We start from the raw sequence: 26,388 nt of genomic DNA on the forward strand, positions 1-26,388 counted from the left end.
TATTTTCATATATAAACAGAACAGCCCCTAGTCTATTTGACAGAGGGGCTGTTCTGTTTATATATCACTAGTTTGTGCATTAACCACCTAAGGTGATATCTTGGTTATTATACCAATTTAAAGCAGCTAAGAAATGATCCTCGTTAAAGTCGGGCCACATATCGTCTAATGCAAAAATATCTGCATAAACAGATTGGACCGGTAAGAGTCCGGAAAGACGTTGACGACCGCCAAGACGAATAACCAAGTCTATACGAGAAATGTCTCTAGAATGCAAGGAATCGTAAATGCTTTTACGATTCTTACTGTCTGTATGCATATCTCCAAGATCCCATTCCCAACCGTAGTTAACAAGAAAGTTAACTTTGATTTCGCCACTGTCTGGATTGGTACGGGTTGTATAAGGAAGAAGCTCTTTGGGGAAGCAATCGGACTCGGTATTCCCTACAACAAGTAGGGATACATTTTCATTCTCGATCAGTTTTACGGCATCAACACAAGCTTTAGAGAAAGCCTCCACTTGAGTTTTGGGACGCTTGCAGTTATCTGTTGTAAAACCGTAGTAAGTAACTTCTTCTACTCCGTATTTACGACAAAGTTTCAGAAAGAGTAGTCCAGGGTCTAACCCGTGGTTGTATCCCTCATGTTTATCTAGACCAGCAGACTTAGCCCAACGTCTGTTGCCATCAGGTATAACAGCAATATGTTTTGGAATGCGCATAGGCATACACCTCCTTTATCTTATACAGTTTTAACGAGAATAGAAAAAATATACATGTGTTAGATTACTCTTTTTCTTTTGCTACATTCTTTTCTTTAACACGGCGAGAAGAAATAAGTTTCTTACAGTTGTTACAGAAATAGTTACTTGCACCACAAGCATTGATTTCTTCAACTTCTTGTTGATTACAATCTGGACAAATAAGTTTTTCTTTCATAAGCGAAAGCCTCCTCTTTTTTAGCTATTGTATAAAATAGTAGTTACTAAAATAGCTTGATTAGCTAAATGATATAACATAGAAGTTGTAGGCGCAATGTGTATATCTGAAATGTTTTCTTAAAAGTATATAATGTTAAGACTAAAAAAAGTACAGGTCCTACACTTGCAATTTATTTTAGAGAGGGGTATAATAAGCTCATAAAATTAAATAAAAAAGCTAACTTAATTCTTCAGGGCAGGGTGAAATTCCCGACCGGCGGTATAGTCCGCGACTACATTCTTCGGAATGTATTGATTTGGTGAGATTCCAAAACCGACAGTAAAGTCTGGATGGTAGAAGAGTTGCATGTGAAGCATATATTATAGAGAGTAATCTTTTGTATAGAGTGAGAGGCATATAGGTATACATACATTAAGTATATAGATATGCGTACACCACTACATAGAAATATTTCATAAAGTATGCAATGATTATACAAAAAACGGCAACCCTAAGAATAAAATTGGGTTGCTTTTTTAGTATCTCAAGGAGGATGCTTTATGCAAAACAGTAACAAATTATTATCTACACAAAACATTATTAAAATGGCCTTTTTAAGTGCCATTGCTGCTATTTTAATGCAGTGGGGGATTAAGCTACCAGCTATTTTCCCAAGCTTTTTAGAAATTGATTTCAGTGAGGTGCCAGCACTTGTAGCTATTCTTACAATCAATCCATGGGCTGGTATTGTAGTTGTTGTCATCAAAAACCTTTTAAAAGGTTTATTGTTTGGATCAAGTACAGGATATGTTGGCGAACTTGCGAACATGCTTATCTCTATTGGATATGTACTGCCACTTACATTAGTTGTAAGAAAAAGCAAAGAGATGAGACATATTACAAAAGGTATTATTGGAGGGATTTTTGGAATTATGATAACAGGGGCAATAGTAAACTACTTCATTACTATTCCACTTTATGCACAAGTATTTATGCCAATGGAAACAATCATTGAAATTGGTCATGCTATTATTCCAGCAGTTACTGACAAATTTACACTCGTTATGCTTTCTATCACACCATTTAACCTTGTAAAAGGAACTTTAGTAGCGGTAGCCAGTGTTGCTTTTATCAAAGCACTTCAACCGGCACTAAAATATTTAATGCCTAAAAAGGCTGCATAATGAAATGAATATATAGAGAAGAAAAGACCACTTAGCTCTTAGGAGTTAAGTGGTCTTTTCTGTGAGGTTAAGGGAGAGGAACATAAGTGAAAGCAAAAATAGATTGTTGTTGATTGTACATTTAGTATATGTCGTAGCCTCAAAAATATGCATAAAATAAAGGTGAATAAGTTATACTTTGAATACATAAAAGCTTGGAAAGAGTTGAAACTTATAGCGAACAGTATTACAATAATGCTTAATGACAAAAAGAAAGGAACCCCCTATGGAATGGATTAGTTTATCAGAAAAAGAAACTTTTAATAGAGGTTATGAAATAGGAAAAAGTGCAAAGCGTGGGGACATTTATTGCCTACTTGGAGACTTAGGTGTAGGTAAAACTGTTTTCTCAAAAGGTTTTGCAAAAGGGCTTGGCATTACAGAACATATTACAAGTCCAACCTTTACAATTGTACAAGAGTATGAAAATGACATGCCACTTTATCATTTTGATATGTATCGTATTGAAGACCCAGAAGAGTTGGAGTTTATTGGATATGAGGATTATTTCTTTGGAGAAGGTGTATGCTTAGTAGAATGGGCAAATAATGTTCCAGATGCTATTCCAACGTCAGCTAAATGGATTACAATAGAAAAAGATTTAGAGCAAGGTTTTGACTATAGAAAAATTACAATGGAGTAGGTGAATAGATGAATATAATAGCAATAGATGCTTCAGGATTATCAGGAAGTGTAGCTTATATTAGTGATTATAAATTAGTAGGAGAATACTACATTTGTCACAAGCTGACTCACTCACAAACGATCATGCCAATGCTTGAACATCTTAAAAATATGATTGGATTAGATTTAGAAACAGTAGATGCGATTGCTGTTACAAGTGGACCAGGTTCCTTTACAGGCATTCGTATTGGTGTAGCTACTGCCAAAGCTATGGCACTGGCTATTGGTGTACCTATTATTGGAATTCCAACATTAGATGTAATGGCACACAATATTCCATTTGCAGAGCAAATCATTTGTCCAATTATGGATGCTAGAAGAAATCAAGTGTATACAGCTATTTACAAATGGCAAGCAGGTAAACTTCAAAGAGAAGGTGACTACTTAGCTATAGAAATTGATGAACTTCTTGAAAGATTAGAAGGTAGAAAAACTATTTTTCTAGGTGATGGAGTAGATGTCTTACAAGGTAAGATTACGCAAGTAATGGGGGAAGCTGCCCTATTTGCACCAAGTTTTGTACACATGCAAAGAGCAAGCGTACTTGCACAACTTGCTTGTGAGGCTTTTGAAAAAGGTGAAATAGTAGATGCAGATGCATTTGTACCTATGTATCTAAGAAAGAGTCAGGCGGAAAGAGAACTTGAGGAGAGAGAAAATAGTGGTCATTAGAAAGGCAACTCTAGGGGATGTACAATCTATTTACGAGATAGAAGTAGACTCTTTTAGTGTGCCTTGGTCACTTGAATCTATTGCTAAAGAGCTAGAAAGTTCAGTGGCGTATTATCTCATTGCGGAAGAAGAGGGACAAGTCCTAGGCTATGCAGGGCTATGGAACGTAGTTGGTGAAGGGCAAATTACTAATATTGCTGTTCGCCCAAGTGGAAGACGAAAAGGCATTGGCAAACAACTTATAGAAGGGCTTATGAGCTACGGGCAAGATAGAGCCTTAGAGGTCCTTATTTTAGAAGTACGTGCAAGTAATGAGCCTGCAATCAACCTCTATACAGGAGCAGGCTTCACAGAAGTTGGGAAGAGAAAAAATTACTATACCAAGCCAACAGAAGATGCTTTATTAATGGCATATGCTTTTATATGATAAAACACCCGTAAGGTTAAGAAGTAAAATTTCTTATAACTTACGGGTGTTTTGTATTAAGTGCTACTCATCAAATAGTCCTTCTAACCCTCCGAAAAGGTTGTCACTTGTTCCTGCCTGAATCTGAAACTCATAAGGCTTAATGGTATGACTTGTTAAAAGTTCATCTAAGGAAGTGAAAGTTGCACTGCTATATTTATCAATAAAGTTTTCCATACAATTTTCATCATCTAAAGCTTCTATCTCAGAGCATATCTCGGCAAGAGAAACAGGCTCTTGTAGAACTTCTTTTTGGATAGTAGCAAGAGTACAGCTTAGAGATTCTTGACTACCAATGAGTTTTTCAAGACTGAGTTCAGCTAAGGGTGCATCTAAAATAGTTTGTAACTGACACATTGGTTTTACTTTCTTTTTCATAGTAGGATTCCTTCTTAGTCAATAAGTTAGTCCTATTTATGATAGCGTAAAACAAGATATTGTACAATACTCAACTATTTTGTTTGGATTCATAATTATGGTAAAGCAAGAGTGCAACAATAGCAAAAATAACTGGACCACCACCTGCAAAGAGTGTGTCTATCCAATAGCCTTTAGCAAGACCTGGTTCAATAATAGAAAAGATATTCGCAAATCCAATAGTAATGGTTACAATAATAGAAGCAACAAGGGATACACCATAACTTTTATAAATGGCAAAGGGTTTGACAATATGCTCTTTTTTCTTAAAGAAAGGAAAGGCAATAGCGAGGAACATATAAGGAATAGTCATGGCTACGTTGGTCATTGTAACAAGCTTGTTGAAAAGTGCTGAGGCATTATCTCCACCAAAAGAAACGACCAAAATGAGTATGATTACAAGTGTTGCTTGGAACCTCATAGCGTAGGCTGGCATATTATTTTTAGTTTCGGTAAAACGTTTTGGCCAAATGCCAGCAGGTGTTCCTTCAATAAGTTGTTTAAGTGGTGAGTAAATCAAAGTGAAGAAAGCACCTGTCAAGGCTAGGAACATGGAGAGTCCTACAAGGCGTGCCACCCACATACCTATTGCTAAGCTTGTAGCTTCTGCTAAGCCGAAGCCTATGGCAAGAGTATATCCTAAGTTTTGCATCACAATATAAGTAACATTGGCGGTATTAACGGCAGGAAGAGAAAGTATGGCTTCCCAGTTAATGAAGATACCCATAAGGAAAATGCCTAAAGAATAGCCAACAGAAATAACAATGGCAGAAATGGTAACACCTACAGGAAAAGTCTTTTCTGCATTTTTAGTCTGGTCTACAAGCCCACCAACAGCCTCAATACCTCCATAGGCAAAGATTGCGTAAGTTAAAAATGAAATAATAGAAAGTGGAGATTGATAAGCTGGATTGGGTGAAACGGCAAAAGTACGAAGACCGTCATTAATAGGCTGAGCAAATTGTCCTCCATGTAGAGCAAGTACAATCAATCCACCTACTAGGAGCACTACGTTTAAGAGCATAATAGCAAGTCCACCTACAGAGGTGATTTGTTTAATCTTATCTAACCCCTTTGTAGAAACAAAGGTAACGAGTAAGACCCAGAGCGCAGCAAGTATACCGAGCCACTTGGTAGGACTCATTCCAAAGTAGGTCATAGTTTGAGTAAGGTCACGACCAAATATTGCATTAGAAAGCGGTACCCATATGGTTGTAGAAACATTAACTTGCCATACGAGATAAGAAGCATACCACATGAAAGTACCTATAAAAGCATATTTAGGACCTACAGAACTTGCCATCCAAGAATAGATACCGCCTTTTTCGTGTTTGTAGGCAGCACCATATTCAGCCATCATAAAGGCATAAGGTAGGAAGAACAGCAAGGCACCTACTAAATACCATGGAATAGCACCATAGCCCATCAAGAAGAAAGCTCTTGGCATATTGGCAAATCCATATACAGATGTGAAAATCATAAGTACAAGTGAAAATAAAGTTAGTTGTTTTGTTGAGTCCTGAGACATAAATGTCCTCCTTTTTTACGTTGTTCAATTAGTAATTAGAATGCACAAAAATGTAAAAATCATGCTTCAACATAAAAAAAATTCAATTAAATATAAGAGGTGGCCTAAGCTTAATTTGATAAAAACAATAGTTTGTGTATATAATAGAAGATACAGCATGAATAGATGGAGGAAAGTATGGAACAAATAGAGAAACAACCTCTTAATACTAAAAAAGCAGTTTTAGAGGCTATAGAAGATGCAAGAAAACAAGCTAAAGAAGGATTACTAGTTGAACAGGTAGAACAACTTTATAAAGAAATTTATGATGCCATTGAAGCAATGAGCGTAAATGTGAAGTCTAATACAATTGTGTTCTTAAAAACAGAGCTTAATAAAACGCTTATTAAATACCGCCCAGCGGAAATTACTCAAAAAGTAGATTATTTCATGGAGTTTTTCAAACAAGCTTATCCAGAAGGAAAACGTCGTAAGGATTTTACTTATACTTTAGTAGATCCAGATAAGATTACAGCGGATCAAATTGTTGAAACATTAAAATTTGTTAATGCTCATTGTAAAGCAAATAAAATGACTAAAGAAGAAAAACAGGCTATTCTTCCAATGATTGAAAGAGTAGCCAAGACAGATAGTTTAAGACATATTAACCAAGTACGTAGTATGGAATACTTAAGAAAAGCAATGCACGTACGTATTGAAAAAACACCTAAAGGGCATAGACTTACCAACGCTTAAGCGTCAAATCTATCCGGTCTAAATAAGTCCATAGCAGGCAATGGATGACCTTTATAAAGTGAAGGTAGCATAAGCCCTGCTAAAATTGCAAACAATATACCATTGGCCCCATACCCTAGACTATAATACAGTCTGTCGTGGTTGGGGTCTTTTCCTATAAAACCTATATTGTCAGGTGTAGAGGCAAAGGCACCACAGTATCTATATTCCACTTCTATATCAGGAATATGAGGAAACATATTTTTAAGTCGCTGTTCTAAAATGGCATATTTCTCTTTAGCAACGTCTTCGTTAAAGATTCCAGGTACAAAGCTAATATCTTCACCACTTATAATTAAACGGTGATCAGGCGTTGTACGTAAAAAGGTAAGGGTCAAGTTCAGCCCCGCCATTTATCCCATAGACACCAGCTTTTAAATCAAAGCTAAAAGGATTTGATTCCTTATCGATGTAGTCTACTTTAAAGCCATATTGCTTACGAAGTTCATATTCAGTATGGAGTTCACCTACTTCTAGATTTTTAGCAGCATAAAGTAGGGTGTCACGTACCTGATAGTGGCAGTGGTTGCCATAAGTATTAATGAATTCATCAATTTCATCTAAAGCAAGTTGTCCAAGTTGATAGGAACGCACAGCATTTTCTAATGAGGTAGATTGTTCTAGAGCTTTTAAGTTGCTATCTAATTCATATTGTAATAAGGAAGTTGTAATACTTGTACTTCCCATAGCCATACGGTGCTTTTCAAGTTGTATGGTAGGAATATGACGATTGGTAAAGTAGTAACCTAAAATACTTCCAGTCACCCCACCTCCTATAATAAGTACTTCAGTTTCTAAATCTTCGGTTAAATAAGGATACTGTTTAGGGATTGAATTAAGGCCGCTAAATAGTGCTTGACCCTGTACATAGTTAAGTGACATAGTAGTTAACTCCTTGTAAAAAGTGTAAAAAACATTGACCTTAACATGTAGGATGTGTAGAATAGCATTAAATCATACAGGGATACAGTAAGGAGTTGGAAACATGAATATATATGAATCAGCAAGTAAGGCTCGTGAAGCCTCAATTCTATTACAAGCTACAGAAGGTGATGCAAAAAGAAAAGCATTAGTCGCTATTTGTGAGGCACTAAAAGTGAATAAGGAAGCTATCTTTGCAGCTAATCAAAAGGATTTAGAGGTAAGCGAGGCACAAAATGTAGCGATGCCAGTACTTAAACGTCTACGGTTTGATGAAAGTAAGTTACAAGATGTGCTAGATGGCATAGAAAGCTTAGTGCAGATGGAAGAGCCAGTTGGCAAAGTGCAGATGCAAACAGAGCTTGACGAGGGGCTAATCTTAACACGTATTTCTTGTCCAATTGGCGTAATCGGTGTAATTTTTGAATCTAGACCGGATGCACTTGTACAAATTTCAAGCTTATGCTTAAAAAGTGGAAATAGCGTACTTTTAAAAGGTGGTAGTGAAGCTAAAGAGACAAATAAAATCTTATTTGAGATTATTAAAGAAGCTTCACAAGCAGCAGGAATGCCACAAGGGTGGATTACTTTGATGGAAACACGTGAAGAAGTAAGTGAAATCCTTAAGATGAATCAATACATTGATTTACTTATTCCACGTGGATCTAATGAGTTTGTACAATACATTATGAAAAACTCAGACATCCCTGTGATGGGGCATGCAGATGGGATTTGTCATACCTATGTAGACGTGGCAGCGGACTTAGATTTAGCGGTTAAAGTAGTAACAGATTCTAAAACCCAATATGTATCTGTATGTAATGCCTTAGAGACATTACTGGTACATGAAGCAGTAGCCAGAGACTTTTTACCTAGCCTCAAGGCTTCTCTTGAAGCAAGAGGTGCTACTATTAAAGGGTGTGAAAAAACAAGGGCTATTATTGAGTGTGTAGAAGCTACTGATGAAGATTGGCAAACAGAATATTTAGACTATATTTTATCTATTAAAGTGGTGAGTAGCTTAGAAGAAGCAATCACTCACATTAATACTTTTGGTTCAGGGCATACAGATTGTATTGTGTCAACAGATGAAAGTGCAGTGCAAAAGTTTATGATGCTAGTAGATTCAGGAAATGTGTTCTGTAATGTATCTACACGTTTTAGTGATGGGTTCCGCTATGGATTTGGAGCAGAAGTAGGCGTAAGTACTTCTAAGATTCATGCAAGAGGTCCAGTTGGAATTGAAGGACTACTTATTTATAAATACAAACTTACAGGACATGGTCACATTGTAGGAGACTATGCATCTGGTATGAAGAAGTTTACACATAAGAAATTAGTTTAAGTTCATTAATCATAAAGCACTTATGAAAATGAATAAGTAGATTAATCTATATAAAAAGGGTTATAAAACAAGAGAAATCTTAGTTTTATAACCCTTTTACTTATTTAGAATAATACGCATGAATAGTATGACATCAATTTTATGTATGCTATAAACTTTATTTACACCATAAGATTTCACAAGCTTGTTCTTGTGAAGCCTTCAAGATAGTAGGAGAAGGCGATGCAGTGGTCAGGAGATAATCAACTTGTGCGTAAGAAGCCAAGTTGAATTTATAATTGGTTTCAAACTTTGTATGGTCACAGAGCATGAGAGAAAGCTTGGTCTGTTCTAACATTTGTTTTTTGACAAAGGCTTGCTGCATACTTGGTTCATAAAAGCCTTTTTCATCTACACCTGCACAAGAAAGAATGGCAAGGTCAAGATTAAACTGCTTAATATATTCTAGGGAGGATTCTCCTACGATGCCACTAGAACTTTCTCTTACATAGCCACCAGCCATAAAGACTTCACAAGAGGTATGTTCAATGAGACTGTGAGCAATCTCTATACCATTGGTGACAATTGTAATGTTTTTATAAGATGCAAGGAGTGGACAAAGCTGTAATACAGTAGAACTGGAGTCTAGAAAAATAGAGAGGCCATCCGTTAAAAAGTCAGTGGCTAGTTGGGCTAAAGATTGTTTCAAAAGTATGTTTTCTTGATTACGCAGTTTGAAATGTTTTTCTTTAGCTGTCGTAATGAGTAAATGTACATGTCTTTTTTCACGCTTAACGAGCCCCATGTTTTCTAGGAGGATAAGATCGCGGCGTATAGTTGAAGGACTGTAGGATAATGTATCAGCAAGTAGGTTGGTAGCCATACTTTTTTTTAGCTTTAATAACGTTAGAAGTTGTTCTTGTCTAGTATTAAGCATATAAGTACTCCCTAAGATTCATAAAAGATGAATTATTTTTCATTATTTTAAAGGTTTTGATGAAAAAAATCAATATAAGCTCCAAAGCTTTTATTTTTATAAGAAAGCTTTACAATAACCATGAAGGAGCGTGAGACTTGTGCAACAAAATCTAGCTAAAAAACTTTTTAGAGTAAGTTGGATTGTGTATTTTGTTTCGTATATAGGACGATTGAATTATGCGGCTTCTATGATAGAAATTGGACAAAGTGAGGGCTACACAACAATTCAGATAGGTACTATAGTCACAGCATTATTTATAAGTTATGGAATAGGACAATTAATTAGTGGATTAATAGGAGACCATTGTTCACCTAGAAAATTAGTGCTGACAGGGCTCATTGGATGTGGATTGTGTAATTTAGCAATGTATGGTTCAAATAGCTATTGGCAGCTCGTACTTATTTGGTCTATTAATGGGTTATGCCTAGCTTTTGTTTGGCCACCTATTGTTAAGCTGTATACACAGTATATGACACCGGAGTACTTACATAAAAGTTGTTTTAACATCCAAACATCAGTAGCTATGGGAACATGCTTTACTTATATCCTCTGTTCAGGATTATTAAGAGTGGCAAATTGGCGTACCATTTTCCTTATGTCGGCTATATTATTATTTGGAGTAGCACTTTTGTGGCAACTTGTGATTAAAAAGCTTGAAAGAGACAACCAAAAGGTTTGTGTGTCACAAGAAGGTGCAAAGCATGTCACTGAGTCTAAGCAAAGCGCATGTGCAAATGAGGCAACAGAAATCATTTTTAGCAAAGTAATCCTGCAATCAGGGCTCATAATTATTTTTATAGCGATTTTAATTATGGGATTCTTAAAAGATGGCATTATGACATGGGTACCACAGTATATAACCGATACATTTGGCACACATGCCTATTTTTCAGTATTTTTAACCGCACTCTTACCACTTGTTAATTTATCAGGTATTTATCTTATTAAATATATTCATAGTAAAAATGCAGGAGATGATTTAAAGACAACAGCAGTTTTTTATGGCGTAAGCCTAATCAGTTTAAGTTTGTTAGTACTATTTGGGACAACTAATATATATATCAGTGTCTTATTATTTGCAATCGTAACATCTTGTATGTTAGGGATCAATACAATTCTAGTCAGTGTACTACCAACCTATTTTGCCAAATACAACAAAACAGCCCTGGTAGCAGGGTTAACGAACTGTGTGACTTATTTAGGGAGTGGGTTGTGTGGGTATGGCTTAGGTGTGCTTGTAGAAGGGTATGGATGGCAAGTAACAAGTATGATACTAGTAGGTATTTGTTTATTAGGTATATTAAGTTGCTTAGGTGCAAGACCAATGTGGAAAAAATTCAAAAATTAATTATTAGCCTATTAAAAGGAGAAAGTATATGGAACTAAAATATTTAGGTACAGCAGCTTATGAAGGATTTCCAGGACTTTTTTGTGAGTGTGAAGCTTGCAAAATGGCAGAAAGCAAAGGTGGGAAAAATATTCGTACAAGAACGAGTATGCTCATCAATAAAGATACATTGATTGATTTTTCTCCAGATGCTTACTTACATAAGTTAAAGTACAACTTAAATCTAGCTAAAGTGAGACATTTTGTGATTACCCATTCTCATTCAGACCATTTCAACCCTCTTGACCTTATGGCAAGGTGTGAAGGGAACTATGCACATTTTGATGCAGAGAATAAGGGGTCGGTTGTAGGAGTATATGGAAATGATAAAGTGAAGGCATGCTTAGACCAAGCAATCCAAATCGAATTTGGTGGCAATCAAAGTTTTATTGGATACACACAAGTTGTACCTTTTACAACGTATGAAGTAGGTACACTTAAAGTCACACCACTTTTAGCACAACATCAAACAGATGAACAATCTTTGATTTATCTTATTGAGGAAGATGGGAAGACGCTTTTATATGGTAATGATACAGGTATATTCCCAGAAGAAACTTTTGAGTATTTAAAAACAGTAAAATTAGATGTAGTCAGCCTAGATTGTACACATGGTGCAAAACATAGAGGTGGATATGGGCATTTAGGGTTAGAAAGTTGTGTAGAAGTTAAAGAAAGATTATTAGAAATCGGTAGTGCAACAGAAAACACTACATTTATTTTAACCCACTTTTCACATAATGGTGGACTTTGCCACGAAGATTTAGAGAAGCAAGCCAAACCTTATCAGTTTGTTGTGTCTTATGATGGAATGGAATTAGCACTATAAAAATAAAAGCAGATGCGAAGGATGCATCTGCTTTTTTGTATGGTAATTTGCATATAATAATGATTAGAACTTGAATAATTTGGCAATAATACACAAATAAAATTTAGAATTGTGTAGAAAAACAATAATCGTCAGCTAAAAAATTCTATGCTATAATAAAAGAGAGAAAAAGGAGTGTCGTACAAGGTGAAAAAATATAAGATTAAACCTTATGGAAGCTATTATCAGTACAAACGTAAAAAGGCTATACTTAGAAATCTTATGACTGCTTTTATCTTATTAACAGGTGTCTTTGCTACGTTAATCATAACGAATAAATTGAAATTAGAAGATGTTGCAACACTTTTTAGTATGACAGAGCAGAATGTTAAACCAGTCGTAGAACCATTCTTTTTAGAACAGGCTGATATTAAATATGGGGTACATACGGCTAAGCCACCTATAAAAGGTGTTTATTTACCCGCGACTAAAATGACACAGCTTGATGAACTCATTAAACTTGCAAATGAAACAGAAGTAAATGGAATAGTTATTGATATTAAGACAGATTACGGTTATTTAACTTTTGAGACAGATAACCCAGCATTACAGTGTGCAGTTAAAGAAAACCCAGCAATTCCTAATATTAAAGAAGTCATGGACAAGCTTTATGCGGACAATATCTACCCAATTGCGCGTATTGTTGCTTTTAAAGATAATCTCTATTCAGAGGTCAATAAAGACCAAGCGGTTACAAATGCAGATGGAACAATCTTTGAAACAAGCAAAGGCGAAAGATGGCTTAATCCGTATGACAAAAGAAACTGGGAGTATCTCCTAGAAATCAGCAAAGAAGCAATAGAGTTAGGATTTAAAGAAATACAGTTTGACTACATTCGTTTCCATGAATCAATGGATGGAAAAGCATTGAATTTTCCAGAAGATAAGAGTAAGACAGAAATTATAACTGAATTTACTCAGTATATGACAGAATCATTACATTCTTATGGTGTAAACGTTTCAGCAGACGTATTTGGAACGATTATAACAAGTAAAATCGATGCAGAGATTGTTGGACAAGATTATAAAGAGCTTAGTAAACATCTTGATTATATTTGCCCTATGATTTATCCTTCACATTATGGTGTTGGATCATTTGGTATCGAACATCCAGACTTACAACCTTATGAGCTTATATTAGAGGTTATGCAATATTCTAATATGGCAATAAGTGATGTACCAAGAGAAGAACGTTCAGCGGAGGTAAGGCCTTGGCTCCAAGATTTTACTGCAAGTTGGCTAGGTACTTATCAAGAGTATGAAGATAAAGAAGTAAAAGAACAGATAGAAGCAACTTATGATGCATTGGGGAAAGAATGGCTTTTATGGAATGGGGCAGGTAGTTATCACGAAGATGCTTTAGAAAAAGAATAAAGGATGTGACGGGGGAATGGATGAAAAGAAAATTATCTTAATGTCCAAGTTAGCAATAGAAGAAAAATGTTCAATAGTTAAAGATAAAAGAATTACAAGTTATTTTTCAGAGGACTATATATATATAAATAACTTTAAAACTAGACTTATGGTCATGATTGTAACGGTGATGATTATATTTATATTCACTTTCTTTAAGATTCAAATAGGTGGCGAGCTACCAACTACAATAGAAGAAGTAGTCCTGGAATACATTTTGCCTTATGGAAGTGTATTGATAGGGACTTTGGTGGTCTATAGTGCGTTATCTAGTCAAGTCTATAGGAAACGTTATAATGCTGCACTTAATAGAATGAATAGTTACAAGCAGAATTTAAAAGCACTAGAAGCGTATGAAAGTAGCACACAAGAAGAGGGGGATAGAAAATGAAACCAAATGAAAGCCTTTTAATTTTTAGAGACCAAGCTATGCAGTTTTATAAAATGTATGAAAAGATTTTTTTAGCCATGGCGAAGTTTATGGGAACAATCTATATGTTGATAGAAATTAATAATACTATAGGCTATACCCCTGTACTTACAAGGTCTTATGTAATAGGAGCTTTAGCATGTGTGAGTGCTTTGCTACCCGTACAATTTATGATGATTATGGCGATGATTATCATCGTAACCCATCTTTTAAGTTTTAACTTATTGATAGGGATGGGTATGTTTATGATATGCCTATGTTTATATATATTTTTTATTAGACTTTACCCAAAAGAAAGTTTGATGATTGTAGTAACTATTTTAGCCTTCAAATTAAATTTACATTATGCAGTTGCTATTATAGGGGGCTTGTTTGGTGGATTTTCAGTTAGTGTTGGAATCTTAATAGGGATAGTCGCTGTATTTTCTATGCAAAGTATAGCACCTATTGTCCAAGCCACAGTTCAAGCCAAAGAACCTCTTAGTATGTTTGTAGGAAGTCTTAATGTCTTTATGGCACAAGTCGTTCAAAATCCTACAATGCTCGCGACGATGAGTGTATTGCTCATCGTATTTTGTGTAGTACTGGTCATACGTAAGCAGATGCTAGACTATGCACCTTATATTGCCATTATCATTGGAGGTGCTATGAATATACTGGGGTTTGTTATGGCAATTCTATTTTTAAAGTTACCTATCAATGTATTATTACTTGTTGTTATGTCTATAATAAGTGTATTCTTAGCAAGTATCATTCAGTTTATGTCTAAACCATTGGATTATTCAAGAAGTGAAACGGTGCAATTCGAAGATGAAGATAACTATTATTTTGTGAAGGTAGTACCGAAGGTGAAGGCTCAAAAAGAGTACAGTAAGGTAGAAAAAGTATATGCAGGACATCATAAAAGTGAAGCTATTGAAATTGAGGAGTAGAGGTTGGGACAAAATTAATCTGTAAAAACAGAATAATTTTGTTACCAACTTTTTTTCTAGTCTATAGGTTAAAATTATCATAAGTTCCAGATGTATTTTGAATATAATCATGATATAATAAATATAAAATAATTTAAAAGGGGTTGTAGTACTTGGACGTAATAGGAGAAGCACTAGATAAGATAGGGTATCTTAGCCTTCCTCGCATAGGAATAAGAGATATTATAGACATATTAGTAGTAACATTTTTTATATATAAAATTCTGATGTGGATTAAGGACACAAGAACTTGGGCACTTTTAAAAGGCGTTGTCATTATTATTGTAGTTGCTGTTGTAGCTTTTGTATTCCAACTGCATACTGTTTCTTGGCTTATTTCTAATGCGATTACATTAGGTGCTATTGCGGTACTAGTACTATTTCAACCTGAACTTAGAAGAGCTTTAGAGCAAATTGGTAGAGGAAACCTTCTAGGGTCTATTTTATCAACGGAAGAGGGAATGATAGAGGGTCTACTAGATGAGACTGTTGATGCTATTGTCAAAGCAAGTGTACAAATGGCAAAAGTAAAAACAGGCGCATTGATTGTTATTCAGCAAGAAACCAAATTAGGGGATGTAGAACGAACAGGTATTCCTATTGATGCCGTTGTCTCAAGTCAGTTGCTTATTAATATATTTGAGAAGAACACACCATTACATGATGGTGCAGTAATTATAACACATAATCGAGTCTCGGCAGCAACTTGTTTCTTACCACTAAGTGACAGCTTGGAAATTAGTAAAGAATTAGGAACAAGGCATAGGGCAGCGATTGGTGTGTCAGAAGTAACGGATGCACTTGTAGTTGTTGTGTCAGAAGAAACAGGGAATATCTCTTTTGTGAAAAATGGAAAGATTAGAAGAGGTCTCGATGGAGAAGCATTAAGACGTATTTTAAGCTCATCAAAGAAACGTAAAAAGCATGAAAGAAAAATGGTACTATGGAAAGGAAAACAAAAAAATGAATAGATTTTTATCCAATAACCTTCCTTGGAAAATAGTTTCTTTTTTACTTGCTACTTTACTATGGTTCTTTGTCATCAACTCCCAAAATCCTATTCTCACAAAAGAAGTCAAAGTACCACTGACTATAAGAGGGATTAATGAGCTAGAAGCCAAAGGTTATGTCTTACAAAATGAAGAAGAACTTAGAAATATGCAAGTACGAGTGCTTTTAAAAGGACCACGTCTGGATATGGAACGCCTTGCTAGTGACAATGTTCAAGTGGATGCAAGGCTAGACCTTACTCAATATGCCAATATGTTGACCAATGAAGATGCGGTCTCTATAGATAAAACAATAAAAATTCCAGTTATTATAAGTACAGATACAATTAAGGCAGAAGATATAAGACCGAAAGATATTAGTGTTATTTTTGAAAGAGAAAAGTCAACAACAAAAGAGATTGATTATAACATTACTAATGAAAGTAACAGCGAGTATGCTGCATTAGATCCTATTTTGAAGCCGAGTGAGGTAACAATTAGTGGACCAGAGAGTGCAGTAGAACGAGTAGAAACAGCTATGATTAATATTAATGTAGATAATTTCTCAGAAGATGTACTCAGTTATACTATACCTATTCTTTTACTAGATAAAGAGGGACAAGAGGTATCAGGCTTGAAGAAAGTACCGGAATATGTAGAGGTTACATTGCCTATAGGGAAGAAGAAAAAGGTAGAGCTTGTGCCACAATTTAAAGGTATGTTGCCAACAGGGTATATCCAGACTAACTTAATCGTAAATCCAAAAGAAATAACCATTGTAGGCAAACCTGATGTGGTGGATCAAATTACATCTATTAAGCTTGAGAAGATACCACTTGATAACATCATTCAAAGCAATACCTTTAGAACAGATTTTATATTACCAGAGGGTGTAGAGTATATTGATAATATAGAGTCTAAGGCGAATGTTACTTTAGAGATTCAAAAGGAAACGGATTATAGCTATAAGATTAACCCAGAGGAAATAGAATTAAAAATTACAGGGATACCAGCAGAGTATCAATATACTATATTAGATACATCTGTAGATGTCATCTTAGCAAGTACAGCTGAGAAGCTTCTAAGTTTTGACCTGAACGATTTAAAAGGAACAGTTGACTTTAATACAGTTAAGCCGTTTGTAGCAGGTGAGTATAAAATCCCTCTGCAACTTGTAGTGCCAGAGGGATTTAAGGTAGTGAATACGCCTATCTATTTGAACTTTAATGTAGAAAAAATAATAGAAGATATACCTCCACCAGAAGATGAACCTATAGACACACCTGTAGAGGAAGAAGTCGTAGTGCCTAGTGAGGGAGAATAAAGAAGGATGTCCCAACGAAGTTTGGGGCATCCTTTCTATTTAGACGTGCATTAAATCCTTGTAAGTATCGTACAATGATATTATAATCTTGAATTAAACAAAAGAATTATAAAAAGGACAAGAAAATCATAGTAAAAGCAATTAACCTTAACCAGAAAGTGAGATAAATATATGGGAAAATTATTTGGAACTGATGGTGTACGTGGTGTAGCAAATAAAGAATTAACAGGCCAGCTAGCTTTTCACTTAGGGCAAGCGGGGGCATATGTGCTTACAAAGGAAACAAAGACTCAACCTAAAATTTTAGTAGCACGTGATACCCGTATATCAGGCACAATGCTTGAATCGGCTTTGGTAGCTGGAATTTGTTCAGTAGGTGCAAAGGCTATTTGTGTAGGGGTTATTCCAACTCCAGCAGTTGCATACCTAACAAAAGAACTTGGTATGGATGCAGGCGTTATGATTTCAGCATCTCATAATCCACTTGAATTTAATGGAATTAAGTTCTTTAACTCAGAGGGATATAAGTTAAGAGATGAGCTAGAAGATGAGATCGAGAATCTTATTGTATCTAGACCAGAAAGTATTCCACTTCCAGAAGGTGAGGAAGTAGGTACATGGAAACATGATACAAGTGCAATAAATGCCTATATTGACTATGTATGTAATACCATTCCAGGAGATTTAAATGGCATTAAAGTACTCATTGACTGTGCTAATGGCGCAGCTTCAGAGGTAGCACCAATTGCACTTAAGCGTTTAGGTGCAGAGGTAGAAGTTATTCACAATAAGCCAAATGGTGTTAATATTAATAAATTATGCGGGTCTACTCATATGGATGACCTAAGTAGACAGGTAGTAGGACGTGGAGTAGAAGCGGGCATTGCTTTTGATGGAGATGCAGATAGATGCCTTGCAACAGATGAAAAAGGTGAAATGATTGATGGGGACCAAATTATGAGTATTGTTGGTCTAGATATGAAAAAGGATGGTCGTCTTAAGAAGGATACAATTGTTGCAACCGTTATGAGTAACTTAGGGTTTTCTGTTATGAGTCAAAAAGAAGGTATTAATTTGATTCATACAAGAGTAGGAGACCGTTATGTATTAGAAAATATGCTCAAACATGAGTATAACTTAGGAGGAGAGCAATCAGGCCACGTTATCTTTTTAGACTACAATACAACAGGTGATGGCCTTATTACTGCTATTCAACTTCTATATGTCATGAAAAAAACAGGTAAAACACTTTCAGCATTAAAAGGGATTATGCAAGTATATCCTCAAGTCTTAGTCAATGCTCATGTTAAAAATGAGCACAAACACGATTATCTGGAAGACCTTGAAATCCAAGATGCCATTACAACTCTTGAAAATCAATTTAAGGGAGAAGGGCGTGTGCTTATTCGTCCATCTGGTACAGAGCCACTTGTTCGTGTAATGATAGAGGGAAAAGATAAGGAAGTGATGCAACAAGAAGCAGAAAAATTAGCACGTTTGATAGAAGAACGATTAAATTAAGGTAGAGAAAGGCTTATTTTAGATAAGCCTTTTTATTTTTGTATATTTTTATGTAATTTATATTTATTATCTTCTATGTAATATGGTAATATTAAAGAATATTGTCGTATAAGTTGGTGGAAAAATGAAGAAAAAGATAATAAGTATGTTAGTTTTTGTAATATTAACGAGCGGGATAATAGGTTTAGCAAGAGAATACTATATAAAAGAGGTGATAATAGAAACAAAAACCACAGAATTAGAAGATCCTTTTTATACCAAGTACAAAATGAATGTACTGAAGGTGATTGAAGAGCATTTACTACATGAAGAGCTACTTTATATAGACGAAAATGTTAGGACTAATGTGCAAATACTTTATATGGAGTATTTATTAAAGAATAATCAAGAGGCTTTGTTTAAACAAACTTTAAAAAAATTAATAGAAGACTTTTTAACACAAGATAAGCTTTTATCTGTAGGCGGGTATATACAGCAAGATGATAGCCAAGTACAGCCTATTCCTAAGTGGTCTTTAGGAGACAACTTGAAAGTTTATAAGCTCATGATACGCGCATCAAAAATATGGCAAAATGAGTTGTATGAAACAGTGGCCAACCAATTATCTGATCAGATATATCGGTATAATGTAGTGAAAAATAAATTATATTCTTATCATGATCCAAGTATTGGAGAACGAGAAGGAGAAATTGCATTAGATGATTTTGATTTGAAGGCATTAGGGCTACTAGCCGAGCAAGATGTTAGGTGGAAGGGAACGTTTCAAAAGAGTAAGGAAATTGTAGAGAAGGGCTATATTGGGCATAACCTCCCACTTTACTATACCTATTATAACTATGAAGAGAAGACATATGGTCCACAAGAAAAGATAGATATATTACAGAGTCTACGTATAGTACAACACTTATCTGAAAGTGGTATTTGTAAGTCAGATACAATTAAATGGTTAAAAGAACAAATTAAAGCTGGTGGCGTTTATGAACAGTATGATGTAAAAACAGGAATAGTAACGAGTCATAAAGAGGCAGTAGCTATCTATGCTGTTATTAGTCAAATAGGTAAGAATATAGGTGATATTGAGCTCTATACACTAGCAATGGAAAAAATGCTTAATTTCCAAGTGAAAGACAAACAGCATCAATACTTTGGTGCATTTATGGAAAAAGATAAAGATAGACTTAATGATTATGACCTTGTACAAGCACTGCTTGCATTTTAATGGACACTCGGATAGAGAAATTAGACATGAAAAGAAAGCGACAGGGGAGCTATCGCTTTTTAAAATAGATATTTAGGGTTTTTAATATTTAAACAATTAATGTTGGGGTTTGAGATAATGTTCAATGGGGAGGAATCACAATTATCTCATTCCTAGTTTAAGCAAAATGAAAAGAACTTATGCAATAAAAAGAAAAAATGTTATATACTAAGACTATTAAACACAGGAAGGAAATGTTGATGTCAAAATACGATTTATATAACATTTTAAAAGAGGGTTTATTAAATCAACTCGAGTATGATTTTCAAGTTGATCCATATCAAGAAATTAATTATGGCATTCAGTTTGATGTAATAGATAGTGGGAAAAAATCTAAGGTCAGAATCTATGAAAGTAAGAAAAAAGGTATTACCCTAGATTTATCACAGGTAAAATATGAGGAATTAAAAGCAGTTATTTATAATATAAATAGTAGTGGGACAAGTCACAAGCAAGTCTCCTCAACAAATACAAAAACAAACATACCATCAAAAGGCTTTGTAAGTGACCAAATCAAAACACCTTTAATAGGTGTAGATGAATCAGGAAAAGGTGATTATTTTGGTCCACTAGTTGTAGCTGGCGTGTATGCAGATGAAAACCTCAAACAACAACTTATGTTACTAGGTGTAGCAGATAGTAAAGTATTAACAGATGTTAAGATTGCAAAGCTAGCAGAACAAATAAAAGTAATTTGTCAATATAAGATTCTTATATTTGATAATGAAAAATATAATATAGCCTATCATAAAATAGGTAACCTAAATTTACTTTTAGCTGCAGGACATGCAAAAGTAATAGATGAGCTTGTTCAAAAGACCGGTGCAGAGGTAGCACTTTCCGACCAATTTGGAGATGAAAAGTTGATTAAAGGGTGCCTAAGAGAGACGAGTAAACATATTATACTTGAGCAAAGACCAAGAGCTGAACAAAATGTAGTTGTAGCAGCAGCAAGTATACTTGCTCGTGATGCTTTTGTAAAAGAAATGGGGCACCTAGAAGAAAAGTATGGGCAAAGTTTCCCTAAGGGTGCGAGTAATCAAACGATAGAAGCGGGTAAAAAATTTGTGCGTCAGTATGGCAAAAATAGGTTAAATGAAGTAGGGAAACTCCATTTCAAAACAACAGACAATCTATAGTAAAGATAAGATAACGTAAAATTTACCTATATATTATTAGATATAGAAAGTATATAATAAAAGAAGATAAGAGATAATGCTTGAAATACAGGCCGCTTTTGCGGTGGGGGGTGCCTAAAATGCAAAAACAGATAAAGTGCAACTGTTGTGGAGCGCCTATTAAAAAAATAGATGGGCGTAACTACGAAGATTATCTACCAGTTGAAAAGACATGGGGGTATTTTTCTTCTAAAGACCTTACACATGATTCCTTTAAAATATGTGAATCATGTTACAATAAGTGGATTCAAACTTTTGCCATACCAATTAATGAGGCACCGGTCATTGAAATCTTTACAACTGAAGATGAATAAAGGAGGGTTGTGAAAACAACTCTCTTTTTTTTCGTGATTTTATTGTAAAGTTGTAACACTTAGAATAAAAGGATATAATACAATTATAAGTCTAGAAAGGAAGTATAACATGTTAGATATTTGTTTACTCGGAACAGGTGGAATGTTGCCGCTACCAGAACGTTTTTTAACGGCAATGATGGCACGATATAATGGAAGAAAGCTTTTGATAGATTGTGGTGAAGGCACACAAGTCACTATGAAAATGTTAGGTTGGGGTTATAAAACTTTAGATATTATATGTTTTACACATTACCATGGAGACCATGTTACAGGATTACCAGGACTACTTTTAACATTAGGGAATGCCGGTAGAGAAGAACCTTTAACAATTATTGGGCCTCCAGGGCTTAAGAGAATTGTAGATGGACTTACAGTAGTTTGTAGAGACATCACTTTCCCATTAAATTTAATAGAGTTACCTTATGAAAAGAGTGAGGTTGTTGTTGGAGAGTTCCATATCTCAGCATTACCTGTTCCTCATAAAGTACCATGTTTTGGATATGTCATAGAAAACAAAAGACAACCAAAGTTTGTAGTAGAAAAAGCACGAGAAAATGAAGTGCCACAAAAGCTTTGGAAAAAGCTTCAATTAGGTGAGTCTGTACAAGAACAAAATAAGCTGTATACCCCTGATATGGTATTAGGTGAAGATAGAAAAGGCATAAAAGTCGCTTATTGTACAGACTGTAGACCAACAGAGGATATGGCACACTTTGTAAAAGACTCAGATCTGTTTATCTGTGAAGGCATGTATATAGAAGATGAGATTGAACAAGTGAAAAAATATAAACATATGCTAAGTAGTGAAGCGGCACAAATAGCCAAAAAGGCAGCGGTCAAAGAACTTTGGCTTACTCACTTTAGCCCAGCAGTACCAAACTCCAAAATAGATGCAACAGCTATCTGTGAGATTTTCCCCAATACTATTGCAGGAACAGATAGGATGACAACAACTATAGGGTTTGACGACTAAGGTGTTATAAGAGGGACAAGCATGAGAAAAGCTCTAGCGGTTTTAATAATGATAAGTGTATGTAGTATATACTTTATAGCGATGAAGAACAGAGATTCTGTAACAGAGGTAAAAAGTATAGATATAGAAGAAACGATAGAGGGAGCAAGTACTGTAGCCATTGATGCGATTATTGAGGCCATTGAACGTCAATACCCCGAGACACCAAGGTTACTTATGGAAATGAATAATCAAATTATGGAAGTACAGTACAGTGATGATTGGGCCGTAGATAGTGAGGTTGAAAAACAAACACTTTATGCCCTTCGTCTGCTTTTTAGTGAGGAGTTATTGGCGTTAAATAAGTATGAGAAGCAGTTTGAACATTTGCGCGCTGAACTTATCAAAAATCATGCAGAATCTATATATTTAGAAGGTAGCCAGATAGAGAGTATTAACTTTTTGACACCTGATGATGCTTTTGTAGAAGTTTTATATAAAACGACTAAAGGTGCACAAAAAAGGCAATATACTCTAGTTAAAGAAGATGGCTTATGGAAAATATACAGTTGGAAAGATTTTGAGCTCATGAACGGAGACTCAAATTTGGAGGAATAGAAAATGAAAGAGACAAAAATACTTGCGATAGAAACATCTTGTGATGAAACAGCAGCAGCAATTGTTGTGAATGGTCGTGATGTACGTTCAAATGTGATCTCTACTCAAATAGACTTGCACACTAAGTTTGGTGGGGTTGTACCAGAGATAGCATCTCGTATGCACGTAGAGAAAATTAACATTGTTATACGTGAAGCATTAGAAAAGGCGAACATGACTTTAGATGATATTGATGCAATTGGTGTAACCTATGGACCAGGTTTAGTAGGTGCACTACTTGTAGGTGTAGTAGCAGCTAAAGCAATTGCTTTTAGCAAAAATATACCATTAGTAGGTGTACATCATATAGAAGGGCATATTGCAGCCAATTATATAGAAGATAAAACATTAGAACCACCATTTTTATGTTTAGTGGCATCAGGAGGGCATACTCATTTAGTGTATGTTCAAGACTATCATACTTATGAGATTATGGGGAAAACCAGAGATGATGCAGCAGGAGAAGCCTACGACAAAGTGGCTCGTGCAATAGGACTTCCCTATCCGGGGGGACCAAAGATAGACGCACTGAGTAAAGAAGGAAATCCCAAAGCCTTTGCATTCCCTAAGGCAATGATAAGTGATGGATATGATTTTAGCTTTAGTGGATTAAAGTCAGCAGTACTGAACTATGTCAATAGTGCGAAGATGAAAGGGGAGGAGCTCCCAGTCGCTGATATTGCAGCAAGTTTCCAACATACAGTCGTGGAAGTCCTTGTTACTAAGACAATAGCACTTGCAAAAGAAAAAGGTATTACAAAAATAGCATTAGCTGGTGGCGTTGCAGCTAATAGTGGGCTGCGTGCAGGGATGGAAGAAGCATGTAGAGCAAATGGATTTAGTTTTTCCTATCCAAGCCTTATCTTATGTACTGATAATGCAGCGATGATTGGCTCTGCTGCATACTTTGAATATTTAAGAGGTGCACGTGCGGATATGACATTAAATGCAGTGCCAAACTTGCCATTAGGTAAGAAACTATAATAAGAGGAGGGGAGTAAACGATGGAGAAAATAATTAAATTTCTAATTTCTGGAATTGTTGCGGGGATTGCATCTATAACAGTAGTAGATTTACAAGAAAAACAGCTTATTCCCCCTGACTTAGGTAGTAGACTGGAGGGCCCTTTAAAATTTGTGTATGAGTATAAAGAATTTATTGTATTTATAATTGTTTTTGGACTAATGTTTGTAAGTATAGGGGCACTTGTTGCAAAGAAAATTACACCTAAAATTGAAAATAAATTAGTAAAGGCATCGATGCAAGAGACCTTAATGTATATTATTGGCTTTGCTATAGGGCTAGGAATTGCTAATCTTGTAGGAAATCCTTTGCTTACGGGACAATCTGATATGATGAATATCCTGTGGGGCATACTTCTTTATTTAGGTCTAGGCTATATAGGTGTCTATATTGTACACCTTAAAAAAGAAGAGATTAAAGGCTGGTTTACAAAAAAAGATAACAATACATTATGGAGTGCTCCAAAGATACTAGATACAAGTGTTATTATTGATGGACGTATTTTGGATATTATTAAAACTCAATTTGTAGAAGGTAAGATTATCATTCCTACATTTGTATTAGATGAGTTACGTCATATTGCGGATTCATCTGATAAGTTGAAACGTAATCGTGGACGTAGAGGGTTAGATATATTAAATGAAATGAAAAATCTAAAACATCCACCTATAGAGGTTATGGATATAGATTTTCGTAATATTAAAGAAGTAGATGTAAAGCTCATCAAATTAGCAGAGCAAATACAAGGAACGGTTGTAACTAATGATTTTAATTTAAATAAGGTGGCACAACTACAAAAAGTAACAGTATTAAATATTAATGATTTAAGCAATGCTGTAAAGCCTGTAGTACTTCCAAATGAGGAAATGGTGGTTACGATTATAAAAGAAGGTAAAGAACAAGAACAAGGAATAGCTTACTTAAATGATGGCACTATGATTGTTGTGGAAAATGGTAGAAAAGCCGTAGGAGAGATGAAAACAGTACAAGTTACAAGTGTACTTCAAACTTCTGCTGGGCGTATGATCTTTGCTAAGATTATTAAATAAAGGGGTTAGACAAAATGAATAAAATTGCTGCAGTTATTGTGGCAGGTGGAAGCGGTTCACGTATGGGAACAAAAATAAAAAAACAGTATTTAAAGCTCAAAGGCAAAGAAATACTGGTTCATACGGTGGAACGCTTTTCCACTATGGCGCAGGTAGATGAAATTATAGTGGTAACCGGTCAAGAAGATATAGAGTACGTAACAGAACTTTTAAAAGAAACCTATCAGATAGAAAAAGTAAAATGTGTTCTTGCAGGAGGCAAAGAAAGGCAAGACTCTTGCTATAATGGCATTAAGGGTGTGAGCAAAGATATAGAGTATATTCTCATTCATGATGGGGCAAGGCCTCTTATTAGTGAACAAACTATAAGAAGCAGTATAGAAAAGGTAAAAGAGTATAAAGCATGTATTGTAGCAGTGCCTGTAAAAGATACTATTAAACAAGTTGATGAAACAGGTAAAGTGATTCATACACCTAAAAGAGAAACTTTGTGGTCTATACAGACACCACAAGTGTTTGAAAAGAATCTTATCATAGAGGCCTATGAGAAAGCGAAACAAAATCAAGTTATCGCCACAGATGATAGTATGATTGTTGAAGCATTCGGTGAAAACGTATATATCGTACAAGGGGAATATACGAATATAAAGATCACTACACCAGAGGACCTTTTACTAGCAGAAAGACTTATTTAAAGGCAGGTCATGCGTTGATATACTAACGAAATGAAGAAAATGAAAAAAGTTTGAAAAACATGTTGACGTATGACAAATGCTATGGTATATTAATTAAGCGCTAAGGGCGAGCAAGCACTTAAGGCAAAAGTTAAGGACTAAAAGCTTGAATGAAAAGTGAAAAAGTGCTTGACAAAAATATTAAGAGTTGATAAAATACTCTAGTGTCAAGTCGAAGGACATGTACACAAACAACATATTTGGAGAGGTGTCCGAGCGGTTTAAGGAGCTGGTCTTGAAAACCAGTGACTCCGAAAGGGGCCGTGGGTTCGAATCCCACCCTCTCCGTTAATCCATTAAAATGCAAGATCACTGAGGAGAAGTACCCAAGTGGTCGAAGGGGCTCCCCTGGAAAGGGAGTAGGTCGTTA

Annotated in this window: 29 protein-coding genes, 1 tRNA gene and 1 riboswitch; of the genes, 23 read left to right on the forward strand and 7 right to left on the reverse strand. The window is 35.3% G+C overall.

Going from position 1 to position 26,388, the window contains the following annotated elements; translation table 11 throughout:
- Positions 1-79 precede the first annotated feature (79 nt).
- Entirely contained in the window at positions 80-721 is a 642-nt protein-coding gene (uppS, locus tag RRY75_RS10900) for a polyprenyl diphosphate synthase (RefSeq protein WP_332493192.1), read from the reverse strand.
- A gap of 64 nt (positions 722-785) precedes the next feature.
- Positions 786-938, reverse strand: coding sequence for a YfgJ family double zinc ribbon protein (locus tag RRY75_RS10905; RefSeq protein WP_332493191.1), 153 nt, complete (start codon positions 936-938; stop codon positions 786-788).
- Positions 939-1,162: 224 nt separating this feature from the next.
- Positions 1,163-1,286, forward strand: a riboswitch (FMN riboswitch).
- Positions 1,287-1,480: 194 nt separating this feature from the next.
- Here RRY75_RS10905 and RRY75_RS10910 point away from each other — a divergent pair.
- The 4 genes from RRY75_RS10910 (at position 1,481) to rimI (ending at position 3,926) form a co-directional block, all read left to right on the forward strand.
- Positions 1,481-2,104, forward strand: coding sequence for an ECF transporter S component (locus tag RRY75_RS10910; RefSeq protein ID WP_332493190.1), 624 nt, complete (start codon positions 1,481-1,483; stop codon positions 2,102-2,104).
- 265 nt (positions 2,105-2,369) lie between these two features.
- Entirely contained in the window at positions 2,370-2,786 is a 417-nt protein-coding gene (gene tsaE, locus RRY75_RS10915; protein WP_332493189.1) for a tRNA (adenosine(37)-N6)-threonylcarbamoyltransferase complex ATPase subunit type 1 TsaE, read from the forward strand.
- Between the two features lie 8 nt (positions 2,787-2,794).
- Positions 2,795-3,499: a tRNA (adenosine(37)-N6)-threonylcarbamoyltransferase complex dimerization subunit type 1 TsaB gene (gene tsaB, locus RRY75_RS10920; RefSeq protein ID WP_332493188.1), complete on the forward strand. Its 705-nt coding sequence runs from the start codon at positions 2,795-2,797 to the stop codon at positions 3,497-3,499.
- Positions 3,489-3,926 (forward strand): ribosomal protein S18-alanine N-acetyltransferase, encoded by a 438-nt coding sequence (gene rimI, locus RRY75_RS10925; RefSeq protein WP_332527712.1) that lies wholly within the window; start codon positions 3,489-3,491, stop codon positions 3,924-3,926. Before tsaB ends, rimI begins: the two co-directional genes overlap by 11 nt.
- A 63-nt stretch (positions 3,927-3,989) precedes the next feature.
- Here rimI and RRY75_RS10930 read toward each other — a convergent pair whose 3' ends face one another.
- Both RRY75_RS10930 and yjeM read right to left on the reverse strand, forming a co-directional pair.
- Entirely contained in the window at positions 3,990-4,343 is a 354-nt protein-coding gene (locus tag RRY75_RS10930) for a hypothetical protein (RefSeq protein ID WP_332493186.1), read from the reverse strand.
- Positions 4,344-4,413: 70 nt separating this feature from the next.
- Positions 4,414-5,910, reverse strand: a complete 1,497-nt coding sequence (yjeM, locus tag RRY75_RS10935; protein ID WP_332493185.1) for a glutamate/gamma-aminobutyrate family transporter YjeM — start codon at positions 5,908-5,910, stop codon at positions 4,414-4,416.
- Between the two features lie 177 nt (positions 5,911-6,087).
- Between yjeM and RRY75_RS10940 the strand changes: the two genes are divergently transcribed.
- Positions 6,088-6,645 carry a hypothetical protein gene (locus tag RRY75_RS10940; protein WP_332493184.1) on the forward strand — a complete coding sequence of 186 codons (558 nt, stop codon included), beginning with the start codon at positions 6,088-6,090 and terminating at the stop codon, positions 6,643-6,645.
- Here RRY75_RS10940 and RRY75_RS10945 read toward each other — a convergent pair.
- Complete coding sequence (locus tag RRY75_RS10945; protein WP_332528149.1) at positions 6,642-7,022, reverse strand: NAD(P)/FAD-dependent oxidoreductase; 381 nt, start codon at positions 7,020-7,022, stop codon at positions 6,642-6,644. The genes RRY75_RS10940 and RRY75_RS10945 overlap by 4 nt on opposite strands.
- Positions 6,991-7,566, reverse strand: coding sequence for an FAD-dependent oxidoreductase (locus RRY75_RS10950; RefSeq protein WP_332527714.1), 576 nt, complete (start codon positions 7,564-7,566; stop codon positions 6,991-6,993). The genes RRY75_RS10945 and RRY75_RS10950 overlap by 32 nt, the downstream gene beginning before the upstream one ends.
- A gap of 103 nt (positions 7,567-7,669) precedes the next feature.
- Between RRY75_RS10950 and RRY75_RS10955 the strand changes: the two genes are divergently transcribed.
- Positions 7,670-8,950 (forward strand): glutamate-5-semialdehyde dehydrogenase, encoded by a 1,281-nt coding sequence (locus RRY75_RS10955; RefSeq protein ID WP_332527715.1) that lies wholly within the window; start codon positions 7,670-7,672, stop codon positions 8,948-8,950.
- Between the two features lie 157 nt (positions 8,951-9,107).
- On the opposite strand, the gene RRY75_RS10960 is transcribed toward RRY75_RS10955, so the two are convergent.
- Positions 9,108-9,866 (reverse strand): DeoR/GlpR family DNA-binding transcription regulator, encoded by a 759-nt coding sequence (locus RRY75_RS10960; protein WP_332493179.1) that lies wholly within the window; start codon positions 9,864-9,866, stop codon positions 9,108-9,110.
- A 139-nt stretch (positions 9,867-10,005) separates the two neighbouring features.
- Here RRY75_RS10960 and RRY75_RS10965 point away from each other — a divergent pair, with 139 nt between their 5' ends.
- The 17 genes from RRY75_RS10965 to RRY75_RS11045 all read left to right on the forward strand — a co-directional run bounded on the left by RRY75_RS10965 (position 10,006) and on the right by RRY75_RS11045 (position 26,306).
- Entirely contained in the window at positions 10,006-11,256 is a 1,251-nt protein-coding gene (locus RRY75_RS10965) for an MFS transporter (RefSeq protein WP_332493178.1), read from the forward strand.
- A gap of 28 nt (positions 11,257-11,284) precedes the next feature.
- Positions 11,285-12,124 (forward strand): MBL fold metallo-hydrolase, encoded by an 840-nt coding sequence (locus RRY75_RS10970; RefSeq protein WP_332493177.1) that lies wholly within the window; start codon positions 11,285-11,287, stop codon positions 12,122-12,124.
- Positions 12,125-12,310: 186 nt separating this feature from the next.
- Positions 12,311-13,537 (forward strand): putative glycoside hydrolase, encoded by a 1,227-nt coding sequence (locus RRY75_RS10975; protein ID WP_332493176.1) that lies wholly within the window; start codon positions 12,311-12,313, stop codon positions 13,535-13,537.
- Between the two features lie 16 nt (positions 13,538-13,553).
- Positions 13,554-13,967: a hypothetical protein gene (locus RRY75_RS10980; RefSeq protein WP_332527717.1), complete on the forward strand. Its 414-nt coding sequence runs from the start codon at positions 13,554-13,556 to the stop codon at positions 13,965-13,967.
- Positions 13,964-14,938 (forward strand): hypothetical protein, encoded by a 975-nt coding sequence (locus RRY75_RS10985; protein ID WP_332493174.1) that lies wholly within the window; start codon positions 13,964-13,966, stop codon positions 14,936-14,938. The genes RRY75_RS10980 and RRY75_RS10985 overlap by 4 nt, the downstream gene beginning before the upstream one ends.
- A gap of 152 nt (positions 14,939-15,090) precedes the next feature.
- Entirely contained in the window at positions 15,091-15,948 is an 858-nt protein-coding gene (gene cdaA / locus RRY75_RS10990) for a diadenylate cyclase CdaA (RefSeq protein ID WP_332493173.1), read from the forward strand.
- Positions 15,941-17,290: a CdaR family protein gene (locus RRY75_RS10995; protein ID WP_332493172.1), complete on the forward strand. Its 1,350-nt coding sequence runs from the start codon at positions 15,941-15,943 to the stop codon at positions 17,288-17,290. Before cdaA ends, RRY75_RS10995 begins: the two co-directional genes overlap by 8 nt.
- A 171-nt stretch (positions 17,291-17,461) precedes the next feature.
- On the forward strand, positions 17,462-18,811 hold the full coding sequence (glmM, locus tag RRY75_RS11000; protein ID WP_332493171.1) for a phosphoglucosamine mutase: 1,350 nt from the start codon (positions 17,462-17,464) through the stop codon (positions 18,809-18,811).
- A 124-nt stretch (positions 18,812-18,935) separates the two neighbouring features.
- Positions 18,936-20,030 (forward strand): hypothetical protein, encoded by a 1,095-nt coding sequence (locus RRY75_RS11005; protein ID WP_332493170.1) that lies wholly within the window; start codon positions 18,936-18,938, stop codon positions 20,028-20,030.
- A gap of 239 nt (positions 20,031-20,269) precedes the next feature.
- Positions 20,270-21,208, forward strand: coding sequence for a ribonuclease HIII (gene rnhC, locus RRY75_RS11010; protein WP_332528147.1), 939 nt, complete (start codon positions 20,270-20,272; stop codon positions 21,206-21,208).
- Between the two features lie 119 nt (positions 21,209-21,327).
- Positions 21,328-21,561, forward strand: coding sequence for a hypothetical protein (locus RRY75_RS11015; protein WP_332493168.1), 234 nt, complete (start codon positions 21,328-21,330; stop codon positions 21,559-21,561).
- 109 nt (positions 21,562-21,670) lie between these two features.
- On the forward strand, positions 21,671-22,576 hold the full coding sequence (locus RRY75_RS11020; protein WP_332493167.1) for a ribonuclease Z: 906 nt from the start codon (positions 21,671-21,673) through the stop codon (positions 22,574-22,576).
- A 21-nt stretch (positions 22,577-22,597) separates the two neighbouring features.
- Positions 22,598-23,173 carry a DUF6715 family protein gene (locus tag RRY75_RS11025; RefSeq protein WP_332493166.1) on the forward strand — a complete coding sequence of 192 codons (576 nt, stop codon included), beginning with the start codon at positions 22,598-22,600 and terminating at the stop codon, positions 23,171-23,173.
- A gap of 3 nt (positions 23,174-23,176) precedes the next feature.
- Entirely contained in the window at positions 23,177-24,196 is a 1,020-nt protein-coding gene (gene tsaD / locus RRY75_RS11030; protein WP_332493165.1) for a tRNA (adenosine(37)-N6)-threonylcarbamoyltransferase complex transferase subunit TsaD, read from the forward strand.
- 20 nt (positions 24,197-24,216) lie between these two features.
- Positions 24,217-25,284: a PIN/TRAM domain-containing protein gene (locus RRY75_RS11035; RefSeq protein ID WP_332493164.1), complete on the forward strand. Its 1,068-nt coding sequence runs from the start codon at positions 24,217-24,219 to the stop codon at positions 25,282-25,284.
- 14 nt (positions 25,285-25,298) lie between these two features.
- Entirely contained in the window at positions 25,299-25,979 is a 681-nt protein-coding gene (ispD, locus tag RRY75_RS11040; protein ID WP_332493163.1) for a 2-C-methyl-D-erythritol 4-phosphate cytidylyltransferase, read from the forward strand.
- Positions 25,980-26,220: 241 nt separating this feature from the next.
- A tRNA-Ser gene (locus tag RRY75_RS11045) sits at positions 26,221-26,306 on the forward strand.
- Positions 26,307-26,388 lie beyond the last annotated feature (82 nt).

The organism is Niameybacter sp. (genome assembly GCF_036655075.1).
GTDB lineage: Bacteria > Bacillota > Clostridia > Lachnospirales > Cellulosilyticaceae > Holtiella.